Annotated in this window: 16 protein-coding genes; 9 read left to right on the top strand and 7 right to left on the bottom strand. The window is 48.3% G+C overall.

Going from position 1 to position 17,570, the window contains the following annotated elements:
* Positions 1-41: 41 nt before the first annotated feature.
* Positions 42-1,427: a tetrathionate reductase family octaheme c-type cytochrome gene (locus tag L2713_RS19430; RefSeq protein WP_248969004.1), complete on the top strand. Its 1,386-nt coding sequence runs from the start codon at positions 42-44 to the stop codon at positions 1,425-1,427.
* Between the two features lie 282 nt (positions 1,428-1,709).
* Complete coding sequence (locus L2713_RS19425) at positions 1,710-2,870, top strand: putative sulfate/molybdate transporter (protein WP_248969012.1); 1,161 nt, start codon at positions 1,710-1,712, stop codon at positions 2,868-2,870.
* 175 nt (positions 2,871-3,045) lie between these two features.
* On the opposite strand, the gene L2713_RS19420 is transcribed toward L2713_RS19425, so the two are convergent.
* Complete coding sequence (locus L2713_RS19420; RefSeq protein ID WP_248969003.1) at positions 3,046-4,851, bottom strand: sensor histidine kinase; 1,806 nt, start codon at positions 4,849-4,851, stop codon at positions 3,046-3,048.
* Positions 4,852-5,057: 206 nt separating this feature from the next.
* Here L2713_RS19420 and L2713_RS19415 point away from each other — a divergent pair, with 206 nt between their 5' ends.
* From L2713_RS19415 to L2713_RS19395, 5 genes are all read left to right on the top strand, one after another.
* Positions 5,058-5,663 (top strand): response regulator transcription factor, encoded by a 606-nt coding sequence (locus L2713_RS19415; protein ID WP_248969002.1) that lies wholly within the window; start codon positions 5,058-5,060, stop codon positions 5,661-5,663.
* Positions 5,664-6,139: 476 nt separating this feature from the next.
* Positions 6,140-6,718: a type II secretion system protein gene (locus L2713_RS19410; RefSeq protein ID WP_248969001.1), complete on the top strand. Its 579-nt coding sequence runs from the start codon at positions 6,140-6,142 to the stop codon at positions 6,716-6,718.
* Between the two features lie 144 nt (positions 6,719-6,862).
* Positions 6,863-7,387, top strand: coding sequence for an ATP-dependent protease subunit HslV (gene hslV, locus L2713_RS19405; RefSeq protein ID WP_011073856.1), 525 nt, complete (start codon positions 6,863-6,865; stop codon positions 7,385-7,387).
* A gap of 18 nt (positions 7,388-7,405) precedes the next feature.
* Positions 7,406-8,734 (top strand): ATP-dependent protease ATPase subunit HslU, encoded by a 1,329-nt coding sequence (gene hslU, locus L2713_RS19400; RefSeq protein ID WP_088210006.1) that lies wholly within the window; start codon positions 7,406-7,408, stop codon positions 8,732-8,734.
* Positions 8,735-8,879: 145 nt separating this feature from the next.
* Entirely contained in the window at positions 8,880-9,266 is a 387-nt protein-coding gene (locus tag L2713_RS19395; RefSeq protein WP_011624252.1) for a gamma-butyrobetaine hydroxylase family protein, read from the top strand.
* Positions 9,267-9,560: 294 nt separating this feature from the next.
* Here the strand turns inward: L2713_RS19395 and L2713_RS19390 are convergent, their stop codons facing one another.
* Both L2713_RS19390 and L2713_RS19385 read right to left on the bottom strand, forming a co-directional pair.
* Positions 9,561-10,331 carry a sensor histidine kinase gene (locus tag L2713_RS19390; protein ID WP_248969000.1) on the bottom strand — a complete coding sequence of 257 codons (771 nt, stop codon included), beginning with the start codon at positions 10,329-10,331 and terminating at the stop codon, positions 9,561-9,563.
* Positions 10,331-10,972: a DNA-binding transcriptional response regulator gene (locus L2713_RS19385; protein ID WP_248968999.1), complete on the bottom strand. Its 642-nt coding sequence runs from the start codon at positions 10,970-10,972 to the stop codon at positions 10,331-10,333. The genes L2713_RS19390 and L2713_RS19385 overlap by 1 nt, the downstream gene beginning before the upstream one ends.
* Positions 10,973-11,692: 720 nt before the next feature.
* Here L2713_RS19385 and L2713_RS19380 point away from each other — a divergent pair.
* Complete coding sequence (locus L2713_RS19380; protein ID WP_248968998.1) at positions 11,693-13,270, top strand: cryptochrome/photolyase family protein; 1,578 nt, start codon at positions 11,693-11,695, stop codon at positions 13,268-13,270.
* Positions 13,271-13,295: 25 nt separating this feature from the next.
* Positions 13,296-14,006: an SDR family oxidoreductase gene (locus tag L2713_RS19375; RefSeq protein ID WP_248968997.1), complete on the top strand. Its 711-nt coding sequence runs from the start codon at positions 13,296-13,298 to the stop codon at positions 14,004-14,006.
* 140 nt (positions 14,007-14,146) lie between these two features.
* Here the strand turns inward: L2713_RS19375 and L2713_RS19370 are convergent, their stop codons facing one another.
* The 4 genes from L2713_RS19370 to L2713_RS19355 are packed head-to-tail and all read right to left on the bottom strand — an operon-like array spanning position 14,147 to position 17,414.
* The gene (locus L2713_RS19370) at positions 14,147-14,623 is read right to left on the bottom strand and encodes a hypothetical protein (protein ID WP_248968996.1); all 477 of its coding nucleotides are present in this window, start codon (positions 14,621-14,623) and stop codon (positions 14,147-14,149) included.
* Between the two features lie 31 nt (positions 14,624-14,654).
* Entirely contained in the window at positions 14,655-15,206 is a 552-nt protein-coding gene (locus L2713_RS19365; protein ID WP_248968995.1) for a response regulator transcription factor, read from the bottom strand.
* The gene (locus L2713_RS19360) at positions 15,203-16,492 is read right to left on the bottom strand and encodes an ATP-binding protein (RefSeq protein WP_248968994.1); all 1,290 of its coding nucleotides are present in this window, start codon (positions 16,490-16,492) and stop codon (positions 15,203-15,205) included. The genes L2713_RS19365 and L2713_RS19360 overlap by 4 nt, the downstream gene beginning before the upstream one ends.
* A complete protein-coding gene (locus tag L2713_RS19355) occupies positions 16,485-17,414 on the bottom strand; it encodes a dTDP-4-dehydrorhamnose reductase family protein (RefSeq protein WP_248968993.1) in 930 nt (309 codons plus the stop codon). Before L2713_RS19355 ends, L2713_RS19360 begins: the two co-directional genes overlap by 8 nt.
* Between the last annotated feature and the right edge of the window lie 156 nt (positions 17,415-17,570).

Below are 17,570 nucleotides of genomic sequence, written 5' to 3'. Positions count from 1 at the left end.
TGCCATTCAGCCCTCGGTATTACCGAGGGCAGGAGTACAGAATGAAAAAACTCATTGTTATTGCCTTAGCGGGTATGGCGTTGCAAGCGCAGGCCGCCAATCCCCATAAAGACGTTCTCAAAGGCCCCTTCGCCACAGGTTCTGAGGTGACGACTCAGTGCTTAACCTGCCACGAAGAACAAGCCACAGACATGATGAAAACCTCCCACTGGACATGGGAGTTAGAACAAAAGCTACCCGATAGAACCGTATTACGAGGCAAGAAAAACAGTATTAATAACTTCTGTGTGTCGATTTCCAGCAACGAGCCTCGCTGCACTAGCTGCCACGCAGGTTACGGCTGGAAGGACAGTAACTTTGATTTTAAAGACAAAACCAAAGTGGACTGCCTTGTATGCCACGACACCACAGGCACCTATGTGAAAGACCCCGCCGGTGCAGGCGAGCCCATGGCTAAGCTCGATCTGGCGAAGATCGCGCAAAACGTCGGTGAACCCGTGCGGGATAACTGCGGTAGCTGCCACTTCTACGGCGGTGGTGGTGATGCGGTCAAACATGGGGATCTCGACTCCTCCATGGCCTACCCTGATAAAGCCACCGATGTGCACATGGACAGCGATGGCAATAACTTTCAATGCCAAAATTGCCATACCACTGAAAAACATCAAATTTCGGGTAATGCTATGGGGGTCTCCCCAGGCGGTATCGACCACATTGGCTGTGAGAACTGCCACGAGAGCGCGCCGCACAGCAACAAAAAGCTCAATACCCATACCGCAACCGTGGCCTGCCAAACCTGCCATATTCCATTCTTCGCTAAGAATGAGCCCACCAAGATGCACTGGGATTGGTCAACAGCGGGTGATGATAAACCTGAGACCGTTGATCAATATGGCAAACACACCTATCAGAAGAAAAAGGGTGACTTTGTGTGGGAGAAAATGGTCAAGCCCCAGTACGCTTGGTACAACGGCACGGCTAACGCTTATATGGCGGGGGACAAGATGGACCCGAATGTCGTCACTAAGCTGACCTACCCTATGGGCGATATTAACGATGCTAAAGCCAAAATTTATCCCTTTAAGGTGCATACCGGTAAGCAGATTTACGACAAGAAACTCAATATCTTTATCACCCCAAAAACCTATGGCAAGGGCGGATACTGGAGCGAGTTTGATTGGAATTTAGCGGCGAAACTGGGTATGGAAGCCAACACCACCATGACTGAAAAAGGCATCAAATACAGTGGTGAATATGGCTTTGCCGCCACTGAAATGTGGTGGCGTATCAACCACATGGTGTCACCGAAGGAACAAGCGCTTAACTGTAATGATTGCCACAACAAAGGCACTCGCCTCGATTGGCAAGCCTTGGGCTATCAAGGCGATCCCATGAAAAACAAGCAAGGCCCTAAACATAAACAATAATAAGCCGTTTCACTCGCTATCGCCTGACCGAATCTAATGGCATAGCGAGTATCGCTCCCCTGCAAACCTTTGAGAGCTTAGTACCCGCTGGCTAAGCTCTCTTTTTTATCGTGCTATACCTGCCAACAAAGACAAATCGCCGCAGTTAAAAAATAACACTGTCCCAGTTTGTCTCAATCTATAGGCGTGAAAAGGAGTTTGGCTCTGTTTATAAGTCAAATTAACTGATTTTTATGGCATTTATTTTGCCTAAACAGGCAATGTTCAATTGTGGCAACCTCTATGACCGCGGGCAAAACCCCAACACAGCACCCGACTCAACCGCTCAACCGTTTACTCGGTGAAACCAGCGGTGCCTTCGCCGACCTAGGCACATTTTTACCTTTAGTCTTGGGCTTAATTGCCCTAAACCAATTTTCGCCCCAAGGGATATTTTTAGGCTTTGGCCTATTCGCCATCTTAAGCGCCTTATTTTATCGCCGTCCGATCCCCGTCCAACCCATGAAGGTCATCGCCGCCCTTGTGATCGCCCAAGGCTTAACGCCTGGGATGCTCCAAGCCAGTGCCATGCTGATGGGTATCATTCTGTTAATTTTGGCGTTTAGCGGCGCCATTACTTGGCTTGCCAAGCAATTATCCCAAGCAGTGAGTGTGGGGATTCAATTAGCGATTGGTCTGCAGTTGATGTGGATGGGCACTAAGATGATGAGCGACTTTTGGCTGCTCGGACTCGGCGCGTTTGCCTTACTATTTGTGAGTAAATTCTTACCCTTACGCTACCTTGCCATGCCACTCGTTATCGCTGCAGGCATGTTATGGCAAGCCAATAGTCAAACCGACATCGCCACCAGCCTGAACATTCCCGCCTTGAGTACATCCTTACACTTAGCTTGGCCTAGCCTTAACGAGTGGAGTTCAGCTGCGATTTTACTGGTGCTGCCACAGCTCGCCCTCACCTTAACCAATGCGGTCATTGCAACTTCAGCCATGGCGCAGGAAAAGTTTCCCGAAGACGCCGCCAAACTCACACCTAAAAATTTGGCCATTAGCTCTGGGCTGGCCAATTTGTTACTCGCGCCTTTTGGTGCGGCGGCCATGTGCCATGGTGCAGGAGGCCTTGCGGTGCAATACCACTTTGGCGCACGCACTCACCTCGCGCCATTAATCTTCGGCAGTACTTGTGTGGTTATCGCCCTATTCTGGGATGGGCAAATTGCGTGGTTGCTCGGGCTTATCCCTGTGGCGATTCTCGGCAGTTTGCTGTCCATCGGCGGTTTGCAACTAGCGTGGTCAAAACGCCTTATTGATGGTAAGCCCTTCTGTATCTTTGTGATCCTCGCAACCGCAGTCACTTGCTTGGCTGTCAACGCCGCCGCTGGGCTGGCTGTCGGGATTCTTCTTGAGCAAGGTCGCCGCACTTGGGCCATGCTCGCGATGCGTTAAGTACCAATATCACTCTGGCATAAAAACCACAGCGCATAATGCGCTGTGGTTTTATCCCTTAAAATGCTCTTGCAGGATTGGTGGGCGTATCCTTTTGTGCCAGCTTATGCCTTATACGACACAAAACGATGGCCAAACTAACGGCAAATCCTGCCATGGCGTATTTGGGCTAAGCCTATCCTTTAGGCAATACCACGGTTACCACACAGCCTTGCTGCCAGGGTAATTGGGTATGTGCCGATTGCTTGCAGTTTTCAATCTCAATACTGCCATGGTGGCGGCTGACGACATCCTTACAAATGGCTAAGCCTAAACCGAGTCCCGCATCCTTGGTGGAGGCAAATGAGACCATTAGCTCGCTGGCTTGGCGCTGCAATCCTTCACCATTATCAATCACTAATACTTTAATTTCAGTAGGTTGATAGTGGATCTCAATCCTTAACTGGCGCGCTCGGTGCTCTTCACAGGCTTCTAGCGCATCTAAACTATTTTTGACTAGGTTGACCCACATTTGACTGAGGCCCACGCTATCCCCCAAGACTTCAAAGGGATGACCTTCAACCAGCACAGTGACTTGCACGCCTGCGCGGTCTAACTCGCGCCGCAGCAGGGCCAAGGCTTCTTTGACAACTAGGGTCACATTGAGCGGTTCGGCCTTAGACTGGCGGCGTTTGAGTAAACCGCGAATACGGTGCACAACCGCCCCGGCTCGTATCGATTGCGCGTTGATTTTACCCAAAATATCATAGAGCTCTGGGTTGTCCTGTCCCAGCCTTTCTAGCTGTATCATGGCGCCTTCACTGTATTGGGTTATGGCGGCTATCGGTTGATTCAGTTCATGGGCCAGCCCCGCGCCAATCTCCCCGAGAATCGCCGCACTTTGTAAGCGTTCTAACTGCAATGCCTTGTCTTTTAATTGCCGCTCAGTACTGACTAAAAACTCGCTCTTTTGGCGGAATTTATATTCGAGCCACAGGTGATAAATGGTCGACACAATAAAGATCAGCAGTAATACCCCACCCCACTCTTTATTTTTCTCCATCCATTTATAGACGGTTTGATATAAGGGAGGTGATGCACCTTGCAGCTGTAATTCTTTAAATAATTCAATCACCTTTAGCTGACTCACCGGCGCCGTCCAACCTAAAGTATCGGCGGTAATGGCTGCCACATGGTCTGGGGGCAGGTCAAACAAGGCGCGAGTAATTTGCATGGTAATGCGCGGCGATACCGTATCCGCCGCCGCAAACGACCAATTAGGATAAAGCTGGGTACTCACCTCGCAGTCATAACCGGGGGGATTGGTTGGATGAATAACCCGATAATCGGCCTGATTGATAAGCCCGGTTTCAATCATTTCCTCTAAGGTGCAAAAAGGCGCAATCGCGGCATCGGCATTACCATCGCGCACTTGATAGATCAGCGGCTCGAGGGGAAAGCCTAAGAATCGCACATCACCGAAAAACTGCTCCGGCAAATAGCCCATTTTATGCAGCAGTCCCATCGCCGCTTGATAGCCACCGAGCGCCTGCGGATCGCTGGCAACCACATTCTTGCCCCGTAAATCCTGCAAACTGCGGATTGGGCTATCGGCACGCACAATAATAGTCGCGCCTATGGTAAAAGTGCTGCCCTGATGTTTACGGCTCTTCATGGTCGCCAGCCACGAGAGCGGGAAGTTATTACTCAAGTGCAGATACTGGCCGGGGTTGGTCACAATAAATTGCAAGTCGTGGCTAAGTAACTGGCTACGCATGCCATTAAAATCCACCGGCACCACCTCAAAACGGCTATTGGGGACTTTTTCGCTCAGGTAATCCATCATGGGCTGCCAGCGTTGTTTCGCCTGCAACACACCGTGATTGGCCAGCACACCCACCTTAAATTCATTGACGGGCACATCGTCATCGGCATAGCACAGGGTAAGCCCTGTCAGACTCAAGATAACACTCACGAGTATTACCCGACACCACAACCCCATTGCGCTCGCCTTTTCCACTATGCCCTTGTTATCGGTTCACTTTATCTTCATCGCTTCAATTAAGCTGTGAATCGCCCCAAACTCTGGCGCATGGCCGATAGGATTAGGCTAATTTAGTGATACACCTCCCAAGACCTCGGCTTAAAATTGAGCCAGTTACACCGCAGGCTTAAGCTGATAACACCAAAACCATTGCAAGGAAAACCATGTCCACCAAGCTACCGCTGTACTTAGTCGATGATGATGAGGCGATTCTCGATTCTCTGGGGTTTATGCTCGGGCAATTTGGCTATCAAGTACAAACCTTTAGCAGCGGACGGGATTTTTTAGGCCAATGCCCATTAACGCAGGCGGGCTGCGTGATTTTAGATAGCAGAATGCCGGAGATCACCGGCCAAGAAGTCCAGCAAAAATTGCTTGAAACCCAAAGCCCGCTAGGGGTGATCTTTCTCACGGGCCACGGCGATCTACCTATGGCATTAAGCGCCTTCCGCAAAGGTGCCTGTGACTTTTTTCAAAAGCCTGTATCCGGTAAAGCTTTGGTTCAAGCGATTGAAAAAGCGCATAAAGAAAGCCAAGCCAATTTTGAGCAACAGCATCTGCAGCAAAAATTTGCCCAACTGACCGAGCGCGAACAACAAGTATTAGCCCATGTGGTTCAAGGGATGACCAATAAACAGATCTCCGAAGCCATGTATTTATCCTTAAGAACCATCGAAGTCCATCGCGCTAAGATTATGAAAAAGCTCGAGGTCAGCAATATGGCCGAATTAGTCCAGCATTTAGCTCACCTCAATGCCCTACTGCCTTAATACCTTAGTGCCTTAGTGCCTTAGTGCCTTAGTGCCTTAGTGCCTTAGTGCCCTATAGTCTTAGCCACAAGGTCTTTTCTAACCCTACTCAGATATTCTGACTTGATCACTTTCCCTTGCTTGCCCTAGCAAAAGTTGCCCTGCGACAAGCTGTCGCAGTTTGTCAGTTAAGCTTTGTCGCTTAAGCAATAAACTGCCACACTCGGCTCAGGTTCTCTCCTTTATGTCCCGTAGGCATTAAAGATCCACTGCTTTAGAACCTTCCCCCGAGAACGGCCAGTGTTCTCGGGGCTTTTTTATTTCGCCCCTCCTGCACATATCCCCGTTAAGTCATCGCTCAATTAGCGAGTACAACAAATGACTTAGCCGGAGACGAATGTGAATCTTATGTTGCTAATTTAAATACTATCAATAGCTTAATGATCATCTATCAAAGATACGTTAGAATATCGCCATCTTAGCAACAGGTGAACAGTATGAGCCGTCTACACACATCTAAAGGATTTACCCTAATTGAACTGGTGGTGGTGATTATCATCTTAGGCATTCTTGCCGTGGTCGCTGCGCCTCGTTTTATGAATCTCAGCCAAGATGCCCACGATGCGCGGGCAAAGGCCGCCTTCGCCGCCTTTACCTCTGGCGTAAAGCTGTATCACAGTTGTTGGCTGACGGGCGGACACTCGGGCTACACCCAAAATCTTGCCTGCTATGGTGATGGCACAATCGACTCCACCACTACCGGCTTTCCCCTCGGTGAAGACACAGCCCAAAGCAGCAACCAAGGCACTCAATTACAAGGCGCTTACTGCGGCGAACTGTGGCAATCCTTACTCGATAATCAGGACGCCGTCCTCGCCACTCACTTCGATTGGCAAGCGACCCCCAATGTCGATATCGTCTATTGGTATAGCGGCGGCGCAATAACCGACCCTAACACTTATTGTTACTTTAACTATGTGTCGGATGATCGCCGCCTTGGCAGCGAGAATTGGGAGCTAAAATACTATCCCCTCGATGGCCGCACGGTTGTCGGCCGCTCGACCTTATCGCAGTAATCTCCTACATCAGCCACAGGGCATAAAATCCCTAACGCCCTGTGGCTTTTTCCGCTTTCACTTGAAATCTGACCATCCATCCCCATATCTATTCCATCATCCACCGCAGGATTTTCATTGCGGGCAAGAGAAGAGGATTCAAAAGTGACCACTATCGTATCAGTACGCCGTAATAACCAAGTTGTCATCGCCGGCGATGGCCAAGTCTCCCTAGGCAATACCGTAATGAAAGGTAACGCCAAGAAAGTGCGTCGCTTATATCACAACAAAGTGTTGGCAGGTTTTGCTGGCGGCACCGCCGACGCTTTTACCCTATTTGAGCGTTTCGAGTCCAAGCTCGAGATGCACCAAGGCCATCTATTACGATCGGCCGTTGAACTGGCCAAAGATTGGCGAACCGACCGCATGCTGCGCAAACTCGAGGCCATGCTGGTGGTTGCCGATGCCGAAGCGTCACTGATCATCACAGGAAATGGTGACGTAGTGCAGCCAGAACATGATTTAGTCGCCATTGGCTCGGGCGGTAACTATGCCCAAGCGGCGGCGCTAGCCCTGCTACAAAATACCGAATTATCGGCGCTGGAAATTGCAGAAAAGTCGCTGACTATTGCAGGCGATATCTGCGTATTCACCAATCAATTCAAGACAATTGAAGAACTTAACTACTAACAGCCCGTGAGGAATATTATGTCTGAAATGACCCCCCGTGAGATTGTCCACGAGCTGGATGCCCATATTATCGGCCAGAAAAAGGCCAAGCGTTCCGTCGCCGTCGCCCTGCGTAACCGCTGGCGCCGCATGCAATTGGATGCCGATTTCCGTCAAGAAGTCACCCCAAAAAACATTCTGATGATTGGCCCAACCGGCGTAGGTAAAACCGAAATCGCCCGTCGTTTGGCAAAGCTCGCCAATGCGCCGTTCATCAAGGTTGAAGCCACTAAGTTCACCGAAGTGGGTTACGTGGGTAAAGAAGTCGAGCAAATCATCCGTGATTTAACCGACATCGCCATCAAGCTGACCCGCGAGCAACAAATGGGCAAATGCCGTCAACGCGCCGAAGAACACGCCGAAGAGCGTATTCTCGATGCCCTGCTGCCCAAGCCGAAAAACGAGTGGGACAACACGGACAGCGATACCAGCTCTAATACTCGTCAAATCTTCCGCAAAAAGCTGCGCGAAGGCCAGTTAGATGACAAAGAAATCGATATCGATGTGGCCCAGCCACAGGTGGGTATCGAAATCATGTCGCCACCGGGCATGGAAGAAATGACTAACCAACTGCAAAGCCTGTTTAAAAACATGGGCCAAGCACCGGCCAAACGTCGCAAGATGAAGATCAAAGAAGCGTTTAAGCTGTTGATCGAAGAAGAAGCGGCCAAACTGGTTAATCAAGAAGATTTAAAAGAGCAAGCCATTGAATTGGTTGAGCAGCACGGTATAGTGTTCCTCGACGAAATCGACAAGATCTGTAAACGTGGCGAAACCTCAGGCCCAGACGTATCCCGCGAAGGGGTACAGCGCGACCTGTTACCTTTAGTCGAAGGCTGCACTGTCACTACTAAACACGGCATGGTGAAAACCGACCATATTCTGTTTATCGCTTCGGGCGCGTTCCAAATGGCAAAACCCTCGGATTTAATCCCCGAGCTACAAGGCCGTTTACCGATCCGCGTTGAGCTAGATGCGTTATCAGCCGATGATTTTAAACGTATTTTAACTGAGCCACACGCCTCACTGACCGAGCAATATATCGCGCTGATGGCCACCGAAGGCGTGACCATTGAGTTTGCCGAGTCAGGTATCGAGAGCATTGCCAAGGCGGCATGGCAAGTGAACGAGCGCACCGAAAACATTGGTGCCCGTCGTCTGCATACCGTGATGGAAAAGCTGATGGAAGATATCTCCTATGAGGCATCCGACAAGTCTGGCAGCTCATTTGTGATTGATGCCGATTATGTGAGTGCTCACTTAGATAATCTGGTTCAAGACGAAGACCTAAGCCGCTTTATCCTGTAACTGGGGCTGTTATCCAAGCCTACAATGTTCGTTCCGAACATTGAGTGCAAAATTGTGACTGTGGCTAAGGCTTACACTTTGTAACCTTAGCCACAAATTGTTATGTTACAGCTTGTCCATTCCCCGTATTTTCTTGGCACTACCTATGACCACTAGCACACCCAATGTCACCGATCTTAAGCTCAAGCGTAAATCACGCATTTTAGAAATCAGCTTCGATAACGGCGAGCAGTATCAACTCAGCTGTGAGATGTTACGCGTCTATTCTCCCTCCGCCGAAGTGCATGGTCACGGTAACCCTAAGCTGGTCACCCACAAGAAAAATGTGAATATCACCAGCATCGAACCCGTAGGTAACTACGCGGTAAAAATCGTCTTCGACGATGGCCACGATACCGGGCTGTTTTCCTGGCAAGTACTTTACGATCTCGCCACTCACCAAGTGGAATTATGGGAAAAGTACTTAGCACGCCTGCGAGCCGAAAAGGCTTCACGCGAACCCCTGATCGCGATGAATATAAAGTACAACTAATCGAATTAAAGTCGTGGGGCTTCACCCCCTGATTTTTAATAAAGAGTCGACCAAGGAGGACTGCTCGTCCTATCCTCCTTGCCTATTGGTTTAACATCAGCCAAGACGCCCCTAACTGAGTTGAAAGCCCCTTGGGCTCATTGCCAAATTTGCTATCGCTTCCGAAGGATGCGTCCCTGCACCTGCGAAAGCTAGCTTGCCATCCATGGCAAGACTCACGCAATTTGTCTATTCGCCCTGCGGCAACTCCGAGGGGAAATATATGCTGTTACCTCGACGTTGCCAATTAATCCCTTATGTCTTCATATATTCTTTAGCTAGTGGAATTTTAAGAACCATTTTAAATCTAGAATACTTTACATTATTAAAAGAAAACGTTGGAGCATCGGATTCTAATGTTAGACGACCATCATGTAATTTAACAATTCTATCAGCAAAATAAAAACCGATTCCTTTCCCGCTAACACCTAGTAACTTTGCATTTTTCCCTCTATACCCCTTAAGAAATAGTTTTTTTATTTCATCAGAAGGAACATAAGGGCCAAATGAGGTAATTTCGACCTCTAAACTATCATTATAGACAATAAACTTAACCACCACATCCATTTCATTTGGAGAATATTTAACGGCATTATCTAAAAGTAAAAAAGGCAAAATATCAATTAGACTTACAGCCATAATACAAGGATGCTCCCGAATATCGCTATCTAACTTAACTTTAACCTTATGTTTTTTGCACGTGCCATTTAAAACACTTTTAGCACCAAAAAATTTACTATATAAGTCAACTTCATATGGTACAGATTGCGAAAAAAACTCAGGATTTAGCTCATATTCAATAAAGTCTAATCTAGTTGTTGAAAGTTTTGTTAAAAAAGCCAAATTCTCAACATGCTTTCTAATTTCCTCTGCATGTTCTGAGCTACAATTAAGAGGTTCTTTTTCCCCAATAACTGAAGTCCGAACCGACTGGGCAAGTCTTGATGACGCAGTGATCATTGACTGATTAAAATATCTTAATTCATGCAATGAATCATGTATAAGTTCTATATGTTCTTTTTCCATTAAAAAATCATCCCTGATACAAAATTTATCAATAATCCTTTTATCACATCTGACGAGTGCTTTTCTATAAATAATTTAAAGCCTGAAGCATTACCAATTGAAAGTGCTTTAATAAACTCTTGCTCTATCTTCCACACTTCAAATAAATCGATCCCCTTTTCTTCAATTAGAAACAATCTTATTCTGCGCCATCTTTCAACATCACTACCTACAGTTTTTATTGCATGACTTATTGCTGATTTTAAAGCATCACCATCTCCTCTGCTAATTTTCCTATCAGCTCGAGATATCATATCTGCCACCTTTAAGCTTGATGCGTGTGACGATGCAACTATTACATATTTGTCAGGATATAAGTCTTTTATTTCTTTTACAATGTAAGCACCTTCAGAAGTATCTCCAAATTTTTTACCCACGCCTTGTATATCGCAAATTATTACAGCAAATGGTATAAGCTGATCAAATGAATCTAGATCCGTAAACTGGGTCACATTATACCCAGCATTACGGTAAGTTTCTAACTCAGGAAAAGGCTCATCATCAACTATTGCAATAGAAATATTCCGCTTTAAAAAAGCCAACTCTTTATTAACTTCAACACTAGACAAAGACTTTTTATTAAAAAAATATTTTATATCCACAATCTTTCCCATTAAAATACTTATTACTTATGAAATAATACATATTTTCATCTAAAATCTCACTTAAAATTTTAGCCATTTCCTTTTTACTTGGAAAAGTTGACACATATAGACAAATAAAATTTAGAACTAAAGCAATACAAGCTGATTTTTTGAGATTAAAAGCTAAGCCTCAGAAGTTCACCTTCCCTGCGAAGTTACTGAAGGGCGTTGAAGGCTCTTTATTAAAAGGATAGCGCGTGATGCAGACAGGACGTCTGCGTAGCTTTCGGGGAAGGGGCGAATGAAAATCAGTGATTTTCGCGCTTATGAGCGAGAGGCAGGGACTGCCGAACTGGGGTGCTTTACATGGATGTAAAGCGGAGCCATCGGAAGCGTTAGCGATTTTCGAATAAGCACGAAGCCACTAACCAATGCATGTAACTTCGCTAGGGGCGGCAAGGGAGATCCAAGAGGGAATTGCTGTTGATCCCCTCTTGGTCGGGTGTGGGGTGAAGCCCCACGACTTTTCTTTGATAAATCTCCCGATTAAAGATAAGGGTCGGAGTTTTATCCCTCCAAATTATGAGTGGCACTAAATTGCCAAACTGTAGATAACCTAAGCATGGTTTGCACTCAACGCATTGCAGCAATAACAGCTAAAATACCTTTTTAGCTGATCCCAACCACTCATATCATCGTAATCCTCAATTGCAAATACCATCCACCAGAGTCCACCTAATGCAATTACGGCAGCAATTACAGCAGCAATCACAGCACTTCCATACGGTTAGGCTGATTTTGGGCGATCAGCTTAACGCCCAACATACTTGGTATCAGCAAGTTGATCCTAAAGTGCTGTATTTAATTGCAGAATTGCATCAAGAAAATACCTATGTGACGCATCATGTGCAAAAGGTCTGCGCGTTCTTTAGTGCCATGGCGCAGTTTGCAAGCGAGCTTGGCGCGGCGGGGCATCAAGTGCGTTACCTCACCCTCGACGATACCCAAGATTTTGCCGATCTCAACGCATTACTAGAGTATTTTGTCGCCGAAACGGGGGCGATTAAGTTTGAATATCAACGACCTGACGAATATCGACTCCTCGCGCAATTAAGCCAGTTGAAGTTGGCCAATGCCGTGGTGAATTGCGTCGATACCGAGCACTTTTTATTGCCCTTTGACGAAATTGATAGGGAGTTTCCCCAAGGGCAACATAGGCTGATGGAGCATTTTTATCGGCGAATGCGCAAAAGATTCAATATCTTAATGACAGATGGCAAGCCCGTTGGCGGACAGTGGAATTTTGATGCCAACAACAGGCAAAAGCTTAAATCCCAAGATATCAAATCACTCCCAACCCCCTTGATGTTTAGCCACAATGTGGAAGACATTCTCGCTCGCCTTCAACGCCATGGGATTAATACTATGGGCAAGGCGGATACGCGTTTACTCTGGCCGATAAACCGAGCGCAAAGCCTCGAATTACTTCAGTATTTTTGTGAATACTGCCTGCCCGCCTTTGGCCGCTTTCAAGATGCAATGACCCAGCAACATCCAGCGCAGTGGAGCCTGTATCACAGTAGGTTATCCTTTAGCCTAAACGCCAAATTAATCAGCCCATTAGAAGTAATCAATGCGGTGATTGAGCACTATCATGCCAATCCTTTTATTGAGATAGCCCAGGTCGAAGGCTTTGTTCGGCAAATTCTTGGCTGGCGTGAATATGTGCGCGGTATCTATTGGGCAAATATGCCGCAGTACGCCAGCATTAATGCCCTCGAGGCCACGCGCAAGCTACCCGACTATTTTTGGCATGGCAAGACTCGAATGAATTGCCTGCGCCATGCCTTATCTCAGTCACTCGATTTTGCCTATGCCCATCATATTCAACGCTTAATGGTGATTGGTAACTTTTGTTTATTGACCGAAATCGCCCCCGCTGAGGTGGATAAGTGGTACTTAGGCGTGTATGTGGATGCGATTGAATGGGTCGAAATGCCCAATACTCGCGGCATGGCGCTATTCGCCGATGGCGGTATCGTCGGCACTAAACCCTATGCCGCGAGCGGCAGTTATATCAATAAAATGAGTGATTACTGCGGCAGTTGTCATTACAAGATAAAAGAACGTAGCGGCGCATTCGCCTGCCCGTTAAATAGCCTGTATTGGCGCTTTATGGATAAACACCGCGCACAACTCTCCCACAATCCACGCATCGCCATGCTGTACCGCACTTGGGATAAAACCGAGGAAGCAGCAAGGCAGGCCATTCTGGCTACTGCCGAACAACATCTCGCGCAACTTGAACTGCTATAGAGGCTCTTCGCATGGGAGAAACGCTATGAATATTTTAGTGTTAGGCGGTAGCGGTGGCATAGGTCACGCCATGGTGAATAAGCTTCGCGAAATCTATCCCGAGGCCACTATCCATACGACCTATAAACATCATAGGCCCGATACAGGGCGAGACGATGGAGTGATTTGGCATCAGCTGGATATCACCCTTGAGGAGGAGATTAAGCAACTGAGTCAGAATATTCCCCAATTAGATTGGCTAATCAACTGTATTGGCATGCTGCACACAGAGGATAAGGGGCCAGAAAAAAGCCTGCAGGCACTCGATGGGGATTTTTTCCAGCACAATATCCAGCTCAATACGCTGCCGAGTATGATGTTGGCAAAACACTTTGAACCCACGTTAAAACGCAGTGCGTCGGCAAGGTTTGCCGTGGTATCGGCCAAAGTCGGCAGCATTAGCGATAACAGATTAGGAGGTTGGTACAGCTATCGCGCCTCGAAAGCGGCGCTGAATATGTTCCTTAAAACCTTATCGATTGAATGGCAAAGAAGCATGAAACACTGCGTGGTGCTAGCACTGCATCCCGGCACTACGGATACGCGCTTATCCAAACCTTTTCAGCAAAACGTACCCAAACAAAAACTGTTCACACCAGAGTATGTCGCCCAATGTTTAGTGAGTATTATCGCCAATGCCACACCAGTACAAACAGGGCAATTTTTGGCCTACGATGGTGCAGAGCTGCCTTGGTAGCGATACTTACGTTTAGCACTGATACGGATTAGCCTTGGCAGCTTTCAGTAATGACAGCGCTTAGCCCTGACAATTTTTATCCCAGACAAGTCTTAACCTTGGCAGATCTTAACCCTGACAACTCTTAGCCTTGGCACCTCTTAACCTTGACAAAAGTAGGCATAGTTTATCCGGTTGCCTTGTCCCCATACTGCCGTCCAAGTATTCACATCGCTCATATAGCCAAAGTGGATCGACTGCGATGTATCGCATGCTTCTTGAAACGGCGCCTTATTGTCATTAATAAATTGCGCCGAAGCCGCCAAAATATCACGGCATTCCTCATCGTCGGCGACTAACCAGATAAAGTCTTCGCGACAATCTTCCCTAGCAACCATCTCTTCGGGGGAATATAAGTCCAGCTTTTGCTTGAGTGTTCGCCACTGCTCGGGCGTGACATCGCAGGAGATAGCCAGCTTATCAAGCACCCCAGCACCACCTGCCCAAAAAGATAAATCAAAGTCTAACTGCAGAGGTACTGGGGCAAAGCCCAACAGGTTTTCAATCACTTGCAAACTGTTGGCTAAATCGGCATCGGGCCTGCGATAACGCACCTCAATCCCATCATACTCACGCATACTACAACTCCTTCCTTGAGCAAATTCTCGTTTACTTGAGCGGCCCGGTTTCACTCACGGGCTTTTTTAATAACTTACGCTGCAAAGTACGGCGGTGCATACCCAGTTGGCGGGCGGTAGCCGACACATTGCCTTGATTAGCATTGAGTACTTGCTGAATATGCTCCCATTCCAGCCGTTTAGGGCTGAGCGGCGAGTCGTCGATTTCATCTTCTGGCAGTGCGCTCGCCTGACTATTGACCTCAAAGGCCGCCAACAAGGTTTGGGTATCGACGGGTTTGGCAAGATAGTTGTCAGCGCCGAGGCGAATCGCCTCTACTGCGGTAGCAATACTGGCGTACCCCGTTAGCAGCACCATGGTGACCTTAGGCAATAGGTTACGCAGGGGCACAATCAAGCCCAGACCATTGGCCTCGGCCAGTTTCATATCCAACAGGATATGGCTAGGGCAAAATTCCCGCGCCACCAGCAGCGCATTACTGGCATCGTGACTTAAGCGACATTCGAAACCATGGCGAGTCAACCGCCGCGCAAGCACGCCCGCAAGTGCCTGATCGTCTTCAATAATCAATAGCCGTTTCATAGCGCCTCCGCAGTCGTGGCCGATGCATTAGGCTGCAAGAGGGTAAAACGAATTTGCGCCACTGTGCCCCCTTGAGGATGATTGGCGAGGATTAACTCCGCCCCTAAACGTTCTAGGCTGGCATGGCTGAGCAACAAGGCCACGCCTAAGCCTTTGGGGCTCTCGATTAATAAGGTACCCAATTGTGGCAATAATGAGGGAGCGATACCCGCGCCATAATCACGGATCTGCAAATAGATCTGCCCTTCGCTCGGCGCGCTATCTAGGCTGATATCCACTTGGGCGACACCTAAGGTTTCGGCGCTGGCGCGGGCGGCATTTTCAATCAAGGCCATAATCGCGGGGGTTAAGCTCATATCGGTTAAGATCTGTTGTTCTTCCAACTGCTTAGGCGCGCAGGTGATCAACCAATTGAGTTCAGTTTGCGGCATCAATAACTGGGTTTTCTGCTTTAATCCCGCCACCAGCTCGGTGACCTTTTGTGGCCGCTGACGACGGTCGCGAATCGACTCAGTCGCCAACCGCAGCTCGGTTAAGGTATGTTCGCAGCGACCTAATGCAGTCTCCATTTCAACTACAGTAATCGAAGGTTCGGGTTGTTCTTCCCTTAATTCGTCGAGCAATAACCGCAGTGTCGATAGCGGCGTCGCCAGTTGATGGGCCATTTGCGCAGAAACGGTACCTAGCGCCAATAACTGCTCCTGCCGCAGTTGCCCTTCACGCATATAGGCAAGCTGCGCATCCTGACGGCGCATGCGCTTGGCAATTAACGCCACACTGGTGGTCAATACAAGCGCCGAAATCACAAAGTTAAACCACATGCCGAGGTAGTGGGAGCTCATATCCATACCGTGGTGATGCATTTGCGACTCTGGCACGGTAAAAATCATCAGGCTGTAGGCAAGCGTAGAGATAGCCGTCAGGCTCCAAGGCGCCCAAATCGGCAGAGTCACGGCGGCGAGTGCTATGGGTAATAACAGTAAGGAGATAAACGCATTGGTCGCCCCTCCCGAAAAATACAGCCAAGAAATCCAAAACAAGGTATCGAGACTCAGGGCGATAAACAGGCCGCGCTCTTTCGCAAACAAGGGCTTACGCAATGCCAAGGTGAGCGACAAATACAGCACCTCCAGCACAAACACATGCACGAGCGGCTCCATTTGTAAACTCAGGCCAAAAGTATCGGCGGCAAACAACGTCAAACCGATTTGCAGCAATAAGCCTAAGGTTCTAAGCAGCGCCACTTGGTCGGCGGCTTGTAAATTTGTGCCTAAAATCTTAACCATGGTGATTCCTTAAACTCAGGCCTACCGCCGTAAGCGCCGCACTAGATTGGCTAAGCGCCTGAGTTAGCCCGGCCTTAAAATCAAGTTCAGAGCAAATCCCCAAAGCGGCTAAACGCCCACAACTTAAGGTGCAATCTTGCGGCCTTTTGGCGCTATCCATAGGGGTTTGCTCAGGAAGTAAATGCGCGCTATCTATCCCCAGCAGTTCACCTAAGCCGAGCAGCATCTGATACTTAGTCATGGTTTGCGTGGCACTAAAATGGTAAATCCCCGATACATTCGTACCGTCAGCCTGCCGCTGGATGAGCTTAGCGATAGCATTGGCAATATCCGCCGTCGATGTTGGCGAGCGAATGGCCCAATGGTCGACCCGCTGTGGTCTGCTATCCAACAATTGATTGATTAACACCAATACCGCAGACTCGCTCAGTTGAGTCACTTCGCCGTAGAGGATAGGTAAGCGTAACACCGCAAAACCGCTGTCGGTGCTCAGCACACAGGTTTCGCCCTGCAATTTAGACTCACCATAAAAGTTGACTGGATTGGGTACGGCATCTTCGGCATAGGGCGGCGCTGTGCCATCGAACACATAGTCGGTGGAAATATACAGCAGCCAAGCGTGATGGGTTTTGGCGGCCTCGGCTAAGGTTTGGCTGGCGCTCAAATTCAGCGCTAAGGCATGTTCTGGCGAGCGCTCAGACACATCGGGGCGACGCTCGGCGGCGCAGTGCACTATCACCTCAGGCTGTTCACGGGCAATAAAAGCTTCGACCTCGGCGGCTTGAGTTAAATCGAGCCGATGAATCCCCGCCTCGGCGCGGCTAAAACCTGTGGCAATCACCCTATGGCCCGCGGCGGTTAACTGTTTGACGACCGCCCTGCCGAGTAATCCGGTTGCGCCCGTTACCATGATGTTTGCCATATTGCCCCGCGATCCTTAGCCATTCATTTGGCTCATAATTCTAAAAGCTTTTCATATTCAACGCACTTGTTTACTCTTATTTGCCTGTGCTCAACCGCATCGAGTTTGTACCACTTAACCCGATTAACGACCAAAAGGCTGAATTTGACTCAAGCA

Origin of the sequence: Shewanella seohaensis (assembly GCF_023283775.1) — a bacterium.
GTDB lineage: Bacteria > Pseudomonadota > Gammaproteobacteria > Enterobacterales > Shewanellaceae > Shewanella > Shewanella seohaensis.
Note: the sequence above shows the minus strand (reverse complement) of the source record. Positions and strands in the feature narration are given on the sequence as shown.